Below are 12,471 nucleotides of genomic sequence, written 5' to 3' on the forward strand. Positions count from 1 at the left end.
GAGGCCGTCTGAAACATTCAGACGGCCTTTTTATTGAAGCATACTTATTCAAAGAAGTAATACCAATTCAAAAAAGTAAGCTAACAAGGCGGCGAGCCTGCGGCAGTACGATGGTGCGGCAAGCTAAGACAATGCAGTAAGGTTATTTTTAGGATGGGTATCAGATGATTTGGCAGGCTTTGCGGAAAAAACATTTGCATTATGCAAAGGCGGGGAAAAGCTGCTATACTTATCAACTTTCCCGCTGCTTTCTCAAGTGTTTGGGAAAAGCAACATTCTTGCGGTTTATTGCCATAAAAATACAGCCGATTCAAAATGCTACTTGAAAAAGAGCAGTGTTTCGTGGTATAAATCGCGTTTTACTATTTTAGAAGTTTGGAGACTAACCATGGCACGAGTTTGCAAAGTGACCGGTAAGCGCCCGATGTCTGGCAATAACGTATCACACGCCAACAACAAAACCAAACGTCGTTTTTTGCCCAACTTGCAATCACGTCGTTTTTGGGTAGAGAGTGAAAACCGCTGGGTTCGCTTGCGCGTATCAAACGCTGCATTGCGCACCATCGATAAAGTAGGCATTGATGTCGTATTGGCTGATTTGCGTGCTCGCGGTGAAGCTTAATTTAATCAGATATAATTAAGGATTACTGCAATGCGCGATAAAATCAAACTGGAATCAAGTGCGGGTACCGGTCATTTTTACACCACGACCAAAAACAAACGCACCATGCCCGGCAAGCTGGAAATCAAAAAATTTGATCCGGTAGCCCGTAAACACGTTATCTACAAAGAAACCAAATTGAAATAATCGGTTTTTTCAAGACACAAAAGCCTTTGTTGCAAAACAAAGGCTTTTTTATATTTGAGGCCGTCTGAAAGTTTTTCAGACGGCCTTTATGATGATGCGATGCACGGCTGTTTAGCCGGTGAGCTGGCGGGTGATCAGCTTTTTCAGCGGCGGCAGGTTGTTGCTCACGCGCAGCACCATGCCGCGCAAAAGCTTGGCCGGCGGGGTTTCGTCGGTGAAAAGCTTCAGCAGCATATTGGTGCCGTGATAAAGCGGTTTGGCATGCAGCATGTGTTTGGTGTCGTATTGCGACAACAGCGCCGGCGCGGCAATATTCTTGCCTTGCCGTGCGGCTTCGAGAACGAGCTTGGCCAAGGTGTCGGCGCTGGCAAGGCCGAGGTTGAAGCCGTGGGCAGTTACCGGATGCATGCCCACGGCGGCATCGCCGATCAGGGCGCTGCGGGTGGCGTAGCAGCGTTGTGCAATCATGCCCACCAGCGGATAGGCGTGCACATCGCTCACCAATTCCATTTCGCCCAAGCGCTTGCCCAGCTGCTTTTCTACGCTCGCGGCCAGCGCTTCGGGGCTGAGCGCGCGCAGCGCATCGGCCTGGTCGCTGTCGACCGTAATCACGGTGTTGGTGAGGTGGGCTTCCAGCGGCAAAAGGGCGATGGTGCGGCCATAATGAAAGCATTCATAGGCCGTGTGTTGGTTGCTGAGGCTGTGTTTCATGCGGCAGACAAACATGGTGCGGCTGTAGTCGTGCATATCGCAGCCGATGCCGAGCTGGCGGCGGGTTTGCGAAAAGCGGCTGTCGGCGGCCAAGAGCAGGCTCGCGCTGAGGGTTTCGCCGTTTTCCAACACCACGCGGGCTTCTTCGGGCGTGGTGTGCACGTTTTGCACGCCGGTGCCGCATAAAATCTGAACATTGTCCAGCCCTGCCACGGTGTCGTAAGCGGCTTTGCGGATATTGTGGTTGGATATCAAATAGCCCAAGCAATCGGCCGGCTCGCCGCGCGCTTTGGTGGGCTGGGGAAAGTGCAGCTGATAAGATGATTGGCCGTTGAGCACTTTGGCATCGCGCAGCGGGTAGATTTCGTGTTCGGCAATGCGCTGCCACATGCCCAAGCGCTGCATAATGGCTTTGGAAACGTGGGTGAGTGCGATTTCGCGGCCGTCGTAAGGCGGGTTTTGCAGAATATCGAGCGGGCTTTTTTCGATCAGGGTCACGCTCAGGCCGCTGCCGGCCATTTCGGCGGCAAAGCTCAGGCCGGCGGGGCCGGCGCCGACGATCAGAATATCGCTGTGTGAAGTCATGCTGCGTTTTCCTTGGGAATGTTTTCTCTGCGGCAGGATAAACGAAACATGCTTTTAATGTGCAACTTTTTGCAGCAGATTTGTGGCAGGTCAATATCCATATCGGCGTGCAAAGTTTCAGACGGCCTTTGGGAAAATAAAAAAATCAGGCCGTCTGAAAAAAACGATTGAGTTTTCAGACGGCCTGATGTGCTTGATGGCCCGGCCAACAGGAATCGAACCTGTATTTTACGCTTAGGAGGCATACGTTCTATCCGTTGAACTATGGCCGGCGATTTGCGGAAAGTTTACGACACGCGCGAGAGCGATTCTTCGGCCAGGCCGCGCATGGCGCGGGTGATGTCGTTGTCGGGCAGCTTATCGAGGCAGGCGAGGGCTTTGGCCACGGCTTTGCGCGCTTCGTTAACCGAATAAGCCAGCGCATCCGAGCCGGTAACGTGGGCGTGGATTTTGTCGAAATAGCTGCGGTCGGCTTGTTGCAGTGCGCTGCGCACATCATCGGCGGCTTCGGCGCTGCCTTGCTGCATCAGGTAAATCAGCGGCAGCGTGGGCTTGCCTTCGGCCAAATCATCGCCGACATTTTTGCCGATTTCGGCGGGGTCGCCCGAATAATCGAGCACATCATCGATGATTTGAAAAGCTGTGCCCACATACATGCCGTAATCTTTCAGCGCCTGCTCCTGCTCCGGCGCGGCGCCGGCCAAAATCGCGCCCACTTGGGCGGCGGCTTCGAAAAGCTTGGCGGTTTTGTATTGAATCACTTGCACATATTCGGCTTCGGTGATGTCGGTGTTGCCGATATTCATCAGCTGCATCACCTCGCCCTCGGCAATAATATTGGTGGCATCGGCCATCACTTCGAGAATTTTCATGCTGCCCGAGCCTACCATCAATTGGAATGCGCGGGTGTAGAGAAAATCGCCCACCAGCACGGCAGCGGCGTTGCCGAAAAGATTGTTGGCCGTTTGGCGGCCGCGGCGCAATTCGCTCTCATCCACCACATCATCGTGCAGCAGGGTGGAAGTGTGGATAAATTCCACCATTGCCGCGAGCGAATAAAGCTTTTCGTGGTCGTAGCCCAGCGCTTTGCCGGCCAAAATGGTGATAATCGGGCGCAAGCGCTTGCCGCCGGCGCTGATGATATAGGTGCCGATTTGGGCAATCAGCGCCACTTCCGATTGCACGGCTTGGCTGATTACAACGTTGACTTTGGCCAAATCTTCATTCAGATGGCGTTGGAAATAAGGCAGGTTTTCAAGCATGGCTGTTGGGCGGCTTTGTGGCTGGGGCGCTTGCGGGCGCTGGTTTTTAAAGGCAATATAGCGGGTGATTATAGCAGCAAAGCCGCCTGATTGCATGGATTATACCCATTCAAAAAATAACCTTTCTGCGTTGTCTCGCCTTGCCGTGCTATCTGTGCTGGCTTCGGCTCTTCACCTTGTCAGCTTATTTTTTGAATGGATATTGTCGGCGCTTTTTTGTGCCTGTGTGGTGCGCCGTTTTCAGACGGCCTCGGTTGGCGGAAAGGAATAAAGCTTTGACAAAACAAAATAGTATGGCTATAATTCTCGATTCCGTGCATGGTGCGCGGAAGTTTTAACCAGAATTCTCATGGAGTTGAGTATGTACGCGGTCGTAAAAACCGGCGGTAAACAATACAAAGTTACCGTTGGCGAAAAATTGAAAGTAGAACAGATACCAGCCGAACTCGACAGCCAAATCGAACTGAACGAAGTTTTGATGATTGCTGACGGCGAATCTGTAAAAGTTGGCGCGCCCTTTATCGAAGGCGCCAAAGTAACGGCTAAAGTAGTGGCCCACGGCCGCGGCGATAAAATCCGCATTTTCAAAATGCGCCGCCGCAAGCACTACCAAAAACGCCAAGGCCACCGCCAAAATTTCACCCAAATCGAAATCGTGGCAATCGCTTAATTTAACAGTTTAGGAGTAAGGTAATATGGCAACCAAAAAAGCTGGTGGTAGCTCTCGAAATGGTCGCGATTCAGAAGCCAAACGCCTGGGCGTAAAAGCCTTCGGCAGCGAGCTGATTCCGGCAGGTTCAATCATCGTGCGTCAGCGCGGCACCCGTTTCCACGCCGGTGAAAACGTAGGTATGGGCAAAGACCACACCTTGTTCGCCAAAGTGGACGGTTATGTGGAATTCGCCACCAAAGGCGCACTCAACCGCAAAACCGTGAGCGTACGCCCCTACACCGGCGCCGATGAATAATCGTCGATGCTGCTGATGCGGTAAACAAAAAGCCCTGCGATTGCAGGGCTTTTTTTTGTGCGAAGTAAGGGCATAAAGGCCGTCTGAAAAATGAAGCTTTCAGACGGCCTTGATTTTAGGGGTTGTTCACATTTCATCATGCAGCAATCGTTTGGCTCAAAAGAGCGCCTGCTGCGTTTTCCACCTTGCAAGCGCGCTTTTGCCCTCAAAAGCTTACGCGCGGATGGATGGTGAACACACCCTAGCTCAGCAGGTTTTGCAACAAAGCTTTAACTCATTGTGCAGCCTGTCATGCTTTTTGCCGGTAAATCTTTTTGTCGACCCAATACACCAAAAGCAGCACCGGCACGCCCAAAAGCGTGGTAAACATAAAAAAGCCGGGATAGCCGATTTTATCGACAATCGAGCCGGAATAGCCGCCCAAGGTTTTGGGCAGCAGCGTCATCAGCGAGCTGAAAATCGCATATTGAACGGCGGTGAAGCGGATGCTGGTGAGCGCCGATAAAAAAGCGATAAACACCGCACCGGCGAGCCCTGCGGCCAAATTATCAAAGCCCACCGCCAAATACATAAACGGCACATCATGCCCGCGCCAGGCGAGCAGGATAAACATCAGATTGGTGGCGGCGGCCAGCACCGCGCCGGCCATCATCATTTTCATTAGCGAAAAACGCTGCGAGAGCAAGCCGCCCAAAAAGCCGCCGGCAATCGCCATAATCACGCCGAAGGTTTTTACCGCAGCGGCGATTTCTTCTTTGCTGAAACCCATATCCTGATAAAACACATTGGAAATCACACCGGCCACAATATCCGAAATGCGGTAAAGGCCGATTAATGCCAACAAAAGCAGGGCGGATTTGCCGTAGCGGCGGAAAAAGTCGGCCACCGGCTCCACCCAAGTGTTCACCGCCAGCGATTTGGCCACCAGCCCGCTTTTCACCACCAGCGTGCCGGCCGCAGCGGCCACCGCCACCGAAAGCAGCAGGCGCAGCGATTCGAGCAAAAAGCCGGCCAACACGCCGCCGCTTTGCGGCAGCAGCCGGCCAAAGCCGATAAAGGCGGCCACAAAAGCGCCCACCGCGCAGGCAAAAAGCAGCAGCAGGCGGAAATTGTCGGCGGCCGGGCGCGCGGCAGTGGCGGCGCGTGAGCTGGCCGGCTCGCGCGTAAACAGCGTGGTGGCCACGCCCACGCCCATCACCGCCGCCATAATCAGATAAGTTTGCTGCCAAGCGCGATACACATAAGCCTGCTCGTGCGAGCCCAGCCAGGCTGCCAAAAACAGCGCGCCTGCGCCCGCTACAATCATGCCGATGCGGTAGCCCGCATTATAAGTGGCCGCAATCACCGACTGCATGGCGCTGTCGCCTTGAGCGATTTCGATGCGGTAGGCATCAATCACCACATCTTGCGTGGCCGAAGAGAAGCCCAGCAACACCGCCGAGAGCGCCATGTAAACCAACGCCGTTTCGGTGGTGGGGTTGATCATCGCCATCAGGCAGATGGCGGCAATAATCATCGCCTGAGCCAGTAAGAGCCAGGCGCGGCGGCGGCCGAGCAGGCGCGTGAAAAGCGGCAGTGGCAGCGAATCAATCAGCGGTGCCCACACGAATTTAAACGAATAAGCCAAAGCGGCCCAGCTGAACATGGTTACCGTGCTGCGCTCCACACCCGCTTCGCGCAGCCACAGCGAGAGGCTGGAGAAAATCAGCAAAATCGGTACACCGGCCGAAAAACCGAGCAAAAATAAAGTAACCGCGCGGCGGTCGGCATAGGCGGCAGCGGCCGAGCGCCAGCTTTTTTGAGGTGCAGACATAAAACACAATCAGCGGCCGTCTGCTTTCAGACGGCCTTTGTCATTAAAGAGAGCGGCTATTGTAGCAAGTATGGTTTGAGACCGTCTGAAAAGTTTGCCGCCCTTGATTTCAGACGGCCTGCAACCATATTGCTTAGCATCAGAACCTATCAAGCAGAAAGAACAACATGACCAGCAACACACCCGCCGCAGCCGGCCAAGCCGACTGCCGCACCCGTTTTATTTTCGACAACATGCCCGTGCGCGGGCTGCATGTGCGCCTGCAAGAAGTGTGGCAACACATTGAGGGGCGCAAACATTATCCGGCCGCCATCCGCCAGGCTTTGGGCGAATTGCTCGCCGCCGGCGCGCTGCTTTCGAGCAATCTTAAAATCGAGGGCACGCTGATTGTGCAAGTTCAGGGGCAGGGGCGCCTGAAAATGCTGGTGGTAGAAGCCACTTCCGGCCACACCTGCCGCGCCACCGCCCGTTGGGACGAGCAGGCCGAAATCGGTGATGATGAAAATCTGCGCGATTTGCTCGGCGACAACGGCGTGTTTGTGATTACCTTGCAGCCGCAAGAGGGCGAGCCGTGGCAGGGCGTGGTGCCGCTTGAGGGCGGCAGCATTGCTGAAATGCTGATGAATTACATGAAGCGCTCCGAGCAGCTGGACACCTTTATTGCGCTGGCCGCATCCGATCAAGCTGTGGGCGGTTTGCTGCTGCAACGTCTGCCGGAAGAAACCCTTGATGCCGAAGCCTGGAATCATGTGGAAACGCTGGCGCGCACCGCCACGGCCCATGAATTGGCCGATTTGGATGCGCAACACATGCTCTACCGTCTGTTTCACGAAACTCCGCCGCGCGTGTTTGCACCGGAAAACATCGAATTTGCCTGCACCTGCTCGCGCGGCAAAGTGAGTGATATGCTGCTGATGCTGGGCGGTGAAGAAATCGGCGAAGTGGTGGCCGAGCAAGGCAGCGTGGAAATCGATTGCGATTTTTGCAATGAGAAATATGTGTTTGACGAAACCGATGTGAATGCGCTGTTTGGCGCCGATGTGGTGAATGCCGTGCGCATGGAGGCGCAGCGGATCCAGTGATACCCATTCAAAAAAGTAAGCTAACAAGGCGGCGAGCCGCAGACAGTACAGATAGTACGGCAAGGCGAGGCAACGAAGTTAGGTTATTTTTTTGGATTGGTATGATGCATGGCATTTCAAATCAAGGCGTAAGGGACAAAAAAGGTGCTCTTTTGAAGAAACATCTTCCTAAGGGACATTTTAGGTGCTGTTAAGGTTTTTCCGAGAAAAATAATCCTTAATAAACCTTATCTTATTCTCTTTTCTCATGCCCTGGTGACAGCGCAGTTTCTGCTTCATATCCCCAAAACGGCCTTCCAGAAAATTGGTGGTTTTGGGAATGTCCAATTCAGCAAACCGCTCAAAGGCAAACAGATAATCCAAGTTCCGTTTCAGGCTGTTGTAGGCACTGCGAAGCCTCTTGTGCGTGTAGTGTGACTTGCCTGTTTCCGGATGAATGCTACGCTCATTCAAGAAGCTTTTATGTTGTTCAAACCAGTCGTTCAATGCGCTTTCAAACTGGTGCCGGCTGCTGCTTTTCAGGGTAAGCACGAGCTCGCGCAAGTCTTGCGCCGCTACCGTTTTCGGCTTTCGGGTCAGGTAGCGGTTCACCGTTTTGACCTGATGGAAGTGGCACAGCTGCACGGGAATATCGGCAAACATCTGCATCAACCCTTTTTTGCCATCACAGGTAATACTTTGTATATTTATGCCTTTTTCCCTTATTTTGCAGACGGCCTCAAAATATAATGCGTTGGTTTCAGATTTGACTTCATCAACAGACAAAGCCTGCCCACTGATGCCGTCATGCAAAACCATGACGCCGAAACGCCTGCCGAAATAGGTGGTGTCCATAATCAGGTTAACGGTTTGCGGTGTTGCAAATTCATGTTTGGTGACTACTTTGCCCAAATGGCGGCTGATGGTTTTACGGCTGCAATGGAAGTGCTCTGCGAGCTGCCCGACCGTCTGCTTGCCCCTTGAGTAGCGCTGCCATAATTCGTCAGGATTGAGACGCGAACCGCCGCTAAAACGCTTGTCACAAACGTGACATTTATAACGCTGCCGATTATTTTGTTTACCATCTTTTTTGACTTTATTTGAGTGGCAAAAAGGGCATTTTTTGTATTCAAAACCTTTGAATCCTTGAAATCCTTATAGCGTAAGACTTTCAGCAATTTTTAGCACCTTTTTTGTCCCTTATGCCCAAATCAATCATCGTTGCTCTGCAGATAAAATAAAGGCCGTCTGAAACTTTTTTCAGACGGCCTTTATTGTAAATCCACGCCGCTCAGGCGGCGATTTCTTCCAAACGCAGGCAAGCCACCAGCCGGCCTTTCCATTCGCGCAAGGCCGGCTCTTCTTGTGCGCAACGTGTTGTGGCGTGCGGGCAGCGTTGGTGCAGGGCGCAGCCGCTGGGCGGGTTGAGCGGGCTGGGCAATTCGCCCTTGAGCTGCAAATCGGTTTTGTGGCCGTTCACGCTGGGGGCGGCGGCCAAAAGTGCTTGGGTGTAGGGGTGTTGCGGGGCGGTGAAAATCGCTTCTTTAGGGCCGTGCTCCACCGCGCGGCCGAGATACATCACCATCACATCATCGGCCACATGGCGCACCACGGAAAGATTGTGCGAAATAAACACATAAGCGGTGTGATATTGATCCTGCAAATCCATAAACAGATTCAACACCTGCGCCTGAATCGACACATCCAGCGCAGAGGTGGGCTCGTCGGCCACCACGATTTTCGGGTTGAGCATCATGGCGCGGGCCAGCGCGATGCGTTGGCGTTGGCCGCCTGAAAACATATGCGGATAGCGGCCGGCATGCTCGGGGCGCAGGCCGACCTGTCGCATCATGGCGTGCACTTTTTCCTGCTTTTCGGCTTTAGTAAGGCGGGTGTGGATGGTGAGCGGCTCGGTGAGCTGATAGGCAATGGTTTGGCGCGGGTTGAGGCTGCCGTAGGGGTTTTGAAACACCATCTGGATTTCTGAGCGCAAGCTTTTCAATGCCCGTTTGCCGAGCTTGGCGGTGGCGGCTTGGTTGATAAACAATTCACCTTCCGAGGGCGCTTCAATCAGCGTGAGCTGGCGCGCCAGCGTGGATTTGCCACAGCCCGATTCGCCCACCACAGCCAGCGTTTTGCCGGCGGCCAGTTCAAACGACACGCCGTTGAGCGCTTTGACCACGGCACGGCCTTTGCCGATGCCGAGCGACACGGGATAATGGCGGTGCAGATTATCAGCTTTCAATACAATGCTTTGGCTCATGCTGGGGCTCCGGAAATCGGGTGGGCGCTCAGGGCGGAATGAATGCAGCGCACATGGCCGTGGGCGCTCGGCTGCCACGGCGGCGGGGCATCACAGGCGGCCTCTTTATAGGGGCAGCGCGGTGCGAGCAGGCAGCCGGCGGGGCGGTCGTATTGGCCGGGCACCACGCCGGGCAGGCTGTGCAGGCGGCTTTGGCCGAGTGCCAATTCGGGAATGGCTTGCAGCAAGGCTTCGGTGTAGGGATGCGCGGGGGTTTGGAAAATGGCGGGCACGGTGCTGGTTTCCACCACTTGGCCGGCATACATCACCGCCACATCGCGCGCGTTTTCGGCCACCAGCCCCAAATCGTGGGTGATCAGCACCATGGCCATTTCTTTTTCGCGCTGCAGGCGGTGCAGCAAATCCATAATCTGCGCCTGCACGGTTACATCCAGGGCGGTGGTCGGCTCGTCTGCAATCAAAAGCTTGGGTTCGCAGGCGAGCGCCATGGCAATCATCACGCGCTGGCTCATGCCGCCTGAAAGCTGGTGCGGATACACATTGAGCCGGTTTTTGGCATCGGGAATTTCCACCAAATCCAGCAAGGCCAAAATGCGCTGCTTCGCCGCCGCGCCGCGCAGGCCGAGATGGGTTTTCAACACTTCGCCGATCTGCATTTGCACGGTAAAGCTGGGGTTGAGGCTGGTCATGGCATCTTGGAAAATCATCGAAATGTCTTTGCCGATGATTTTGCGTTTATCGCGCGCAGACAAGGTTTGCAGATTTTGCCCGTCAAACACGAGCTTATCGGCGCTGATGGCGGCCGAGTCGGGCAAAAGCCCCATCAAAGCCATCATGCTCACCGATTTGCCCGAGCCCGATTCGCCCACCACCGCCAGCACTTCGCCGGCATTTACCTTCAACGACACCCCATCCACCGCCCGAAAAGCGCGCGCGCCCGAACCGAATGTGACCGACAGATTTTCAATGCTTAATAAGGTTTGCTTTTCCATATCACGACACCTGTTTCAATTTGGGGTCGAGGGCATCGCGCAGGCCGTCGCCAGTGAGGTTGATGGAAAGTGCGGCCAAAAACACCGACAAGCCCGGCCAAATCGCCAGCCACACATTGCTCTGGATATATTGGCGCGCCGTGCCGAGCATGGCGCCCCATTCGGCATCGGGCGGCTGCACGCCGAAGCCGAGAAAGCCGATGGCACCGGCTTCGAGAATGGCGGTGGAAAAAATCATGGTGGCCTGCACAATCAGCGGCGCCATGCAGTTGGGCAGAATGGTCACAAACAAAAGCCGCAGCGTGCCCGCGCCCATCACTTTTGAGGCGGTGAAATAATCGCGTTGCAATTCCACCATGGCGGTGGCGCGGGTGAGGCGGATAAACGGCGGCATACACACCAAGGCAATGGTGATGATGGTGTTGGTCATCGAGGGGCCGAGAATGGCGGCGATGATGATAGCGAGCAACAGGCTGGGATACGACATCAAAATATCGTTAACCAGCATCACGCCTTTGCCCCACACTTTGGGCCAAAAAGCGGCGGAAAGGCCGAGACTCACGCCGATCAACATCGAAAGCCCGGTGGCGCATAAGCCGATAAAAAGCGAATAGCGCGCGCCGTAGATCACGCGCGAGAGCGTGTCGCGCCCGGCATCGTCGGTGCCCAGCGGAAAAGCGGCCTCTCCGCCGAGAAAAGCGGGCGGCAGCTGCTCTTTGCCGGTGAAAAGCTGATAAGGGTCGTGCGGCGCCAGCAGGGGCGCGAGCAGGGCGGAGATCACCATAATGATGAGCACGACCAGGCCGAGCACAGCGCCTTTGTTGCGGAAAAAAGTGGCGGCAAAAAGCTGCCATTGGCTAGGCGGCACGGGCGCGGTTTGCACGGCGGTTTGGGTGGTCATATTGTGTTCCTGATGTTTTATTTCGGATGCGCTCTTTCAGACGGCCTTACGAAGCATGGCGGATACGCGGATTAATCACGCCGTATAAAATATCCACCAACAGGCTCACCAGCATCAGCGCGGTGGCCACCAGCAAAATGCCGTTTTGCACAATCGGATAATCGCGGGTGAAAAAGCCGTCGAGCAGCCAGCTGCCCACGCCGGGCCAGCTGAAAATGGTTTCGGTGAGAATCGCACCGGCTAAAAGCGTGGCCGCCTGCAAGCCCACCACGGTCACCACTGTAATCAGCGCATTGCGCATCACATGCACCATAATCACGCGGCGCGGCGAGAGGCCTTTGGCGCGCGCGGTGCGCACATAATCTTCGCCCAACACTTCCAAAATGGCCGAGCGCGTCATGCGCGCAATCATGGCCAGCGGAATGGTGGAAAGGGCAATCGAGGGCAGGATAAAGTGTTTCACCACATCCCAAAAAGCGCCGCTCTGGCCGGAAAAGAGTGAGCCGAGCAGCCACGAGCCGTAGAGCGGCTGCACATCGAGATATTGCGCCACTGAAATCACGCCCGACACCGGCAGCCAGCCCAAGTAATGGGCGAAAATGCCGGTGAGAATCGGCCCCAAAAGATAAATCGGCATCGAATAGCCGGCCAGCGCGCCCGACATCAGCGTGTAATCGAGCCAGGAGCCGCGCCGCAACGCGGCAATCACGCCCATGGTAATGCCCAAAATGCTGGCAATCAGAATGGCGCAAAAAGCCAGCTCCACGGTGGGCACGAAATGCTGGAAAAAATCTTGCAACACCGGCGTGCGCGTGCGGAACGATTCGCCGAAATTGCCTTGCAGAATATTGGTGAGGTAATGCCAGTATTGCACCGGCAAAGGCAGATCCAGCCCCAGCCGCTGCAAAGCTTGGGCGTGCATGGCCGGATCAACGGCTTTTTCGCCCATCATGATTTCCACCGCATCGCCCGGCACCAGCCGGATCAGGGTGAAAGTGGAGAGCGTGAGACCCAGATAAACCGGTATCAGAATCAAAACGCGGCGCAACACATAAAACAGCATGATAAACACTCTTGGTTTGGGCAACGATCAATGCTTGGGTGCAA

13 protein-coding genes, 1 tRNA gene and 1 pseudogene are annotated in these 12,471 nt (G+C 54.8%); 6 read left to right on the forward strand and 9 right to left on the reverse strand.

Going from position 1 to position 12,471, the window contains the following annotated elements; all coding sequences use genetic code 11:
- Positions 1 to 388 precede the first annotated feature (388 nt).
- The gene (gene rpmB / locus LVJ78_RS02225; protein ID WP_002216391.1) at positions 389 to 622 is read left to right on the forward strand and encodes a 50S ribosomal protein L28; all 234 of its coding nucleotides are present in this window, start codon (positions 389 to 391) and stop codon (positions 620 to 622) included.
- A gap of 30 nt (positions 623 to 652) precedes the next feature.
- Positions 653 to 808 (forward strand): 50S ribosomal protein L33, encoded by a 156-nt coding sequence (gene rpmG / locus LVJ78_RS02230; RefSeq protein ID WP_003684373.1) that lies wholly within the window; start codon positions 653 to 655, stop codon positions 806 to 808.
- A gap of 111 nt (positions 809 to 919) precedes the next feature.
- Here the strand turns inward: rpmG and ubiM are convergent, their stop codons facing one another.
- The 3 genes from ubiM to LVJ78_RS02245 all read right to left on the reverse strand — a co-directional run bounded on the left by ubiM (position 920) and on the right by LVJ78_RS02245 (position 3,366).
- Positions 920 to 2,104: a 5-demethoxyubiquinol-8 5-hydroxylase UbiM gene (gene ubiM, locus LVJ78_RS02235; protein ID WP_132954462.1), complete on the reverse strand. Its 1,185-nt coding sequence runs from the start codon at positions 2,102 to 2,104 to the stop codon at positions 920 to 922.
- Positions 2,105 to 2,301: 197 nt separating this feature from the next.
- A tRNA-Arg gene (locus tag LVJ78_RS02240) sits at positions 2,302 to 2,376 on the reverse strand.
- 15 nt (positions 2,377 to 2,391) lie between these two features.
- Positions 2,392 to 3,366 carry a polyprenyl synthetase family protein gene (locus LVJ78_RS02245; RefSeq protein WP_132954463.1) on the reverse strand — a complete coding sequence of 325 codons (975 nt, stop codon included), beginning with the start codon at positions 3,364 to 3,366 and terminating at the stop codon, positions 2,392 to 2,394.
- A gap of 94 nt (positions 3,367 to 3,460) precedes the next feature.
- Here LVJ78_RS02245 and LVJ78_RS02250 point away from each other — a divergent pair, with 94 nt between their 5' ends.
- From LVJ78_RS02250 to rpmA, 3 genes are all read left to right on the forward strand, one after another.
- Positions 3,461 to 3,637 carry a hypothetical protein gene (locus LVJ78_RS02250; RefSeq protein WP_165870933.1) on the forward strand — a complete coding sequence of 59 codons (177 nt, stop codon included), beginning with the start codon at positions 3,461 to 3,463 and terminating at the stop codon, positions 3,635 to 3,637.
- Positions 3,638 to 3,727: 90 nt separating this feature from the next.
- Positions 3,728 to 4,036: a 50S ribosomal protein L21 gene (gene rplU, locus LVJ78_RS02255; protein WP_132954464.1), complete on the forward strand. Its 309-nt coding sequence runs from the start codon at positions 3,728 to 3,730 to the stop codon at positions 4,034 to 4,036.
- 25 nt (positions 4,037 to 4,061) lie between these two features.
- Positions 4,062 to 4,334: a 50S ribosomal protein L27 gene (rpmA, locus tag LVJ78_RS02260; RefSeq protein ID WP_132954465.1), complete on the forward strand. Its 273-nt coding sequence runs from the start codon at positions 4,062 to 4,064 to the stop codon at positions 4,332 to 4,334.
- 289 nt (positions 4,335 to 4,623) lie between these two features.
- Here the strand turns inward: rpmA and LVJ78_RS02265 are convergent, their stop codons facing one another.
- Positions 4,624 to 6,147: an AmpG family muropeptide MFS transporter gene (locus LVJ78_RS02265; RefSeq protein ID WP_132954466.1), complete on the reverse strand. Its 1,524-nt coding sequence runs from the start codon at positions 6,145 to 6,147 to the stop codon at positions 4,624 to 4,626.
- A gap of 167 nt (positions 6,148 to 6,314) precedes the next feature.
- Here LVJ78_RS02265 and hslO point away from each other — a divergent pair, with 167 nt between their 5' ends.
- Positions 6,315 to 7,229 carry an Hsp33 family molecular chaperone HslO gene (gene hslO, locus LVJ78_RS02270; protein WP_132954467.1) on the forward strand — a complete coding sequence of 305 codons (915 nt, stop codon included), beginning with the start codon at positions 6,315 to 6,317 and terminating at the stop codon, positions 7,227 to 7,229.
- Between the two features lie 180 nt (positions 7,230 to 7,409).
- On the opposite strand, the pseudogene LVJ78_RS02275 reads toward hslO, so the two are convergent.
- From LVJ78_RS02275 to LVJ78_RS02295, 5 genes and pseudogenes are all read right to left on the reverse strand, one after another.
- A pseudogene (locus tag LVJ78_RS02275) lies at positions 7,410 to 8,318 on the reverse strand (IS256 family transposase, variant Zn-binding type); the annotation flags it as partial.
- A 181-nt stretch (positions 8,319 to 8,499) separates the two neighbouring features.
- Positions 8,500 to 9,471, reverse strand: coding sequence for a peptide ABC transporter ATP-binding protein (locus LVJ78_RS02280; RefSeq protein WP_132954706.1), 972 nt, complete (start codon positions 9,469 to 9,471; stop codon positions 8,500 to 8,502).
- Complete coding sequence (locus LVJ78_RS02285) at positions 9,468 to 10,463, reverse strand: ABC transporter ATP-binding protein (RefSeq protein ID WP_132954707.1); 996 nt, start codon at positions 10,461 to 10,463, stop codon at positions 9,468 to 9,470. Before LVJ78_RS02285 ends, LVJ78_RS02280 begins: the two co-directional genes overlap by 4 nt.
- Before the next feature lies 1 nt (position 10,464).
- Entirely contained in the window at positions 10,465 to 11,364 is a 900-nt protein-coding gene (locus LVJ78_RS02290) for an ABC transporter permease (protein ID WP_132954708.1), read from the reverse strand.
- 46 nt (positions 11,365 to 11,410) lie between these two features.
- A complete protein-coding gene (locus LVJ78_RS02295; protein WP_132954719.1) occupies positions 11,411 to 12,427 on the reverse strand; it encodes an ABC transporter permease in 1,017 nt (338 codons plus the stop codon).
- Positions 12,428 to 12,471 lie beyond the last annotated feature (44 nt).

Source organism: Uruburuella suis (assembly GCF_022870845.1).
GTDB lineage: Bacteria > Pseudomonadota > Gammaproteobacteria > Burkholderiales > Neisseriaceae > Neisseria > Neisseria suis.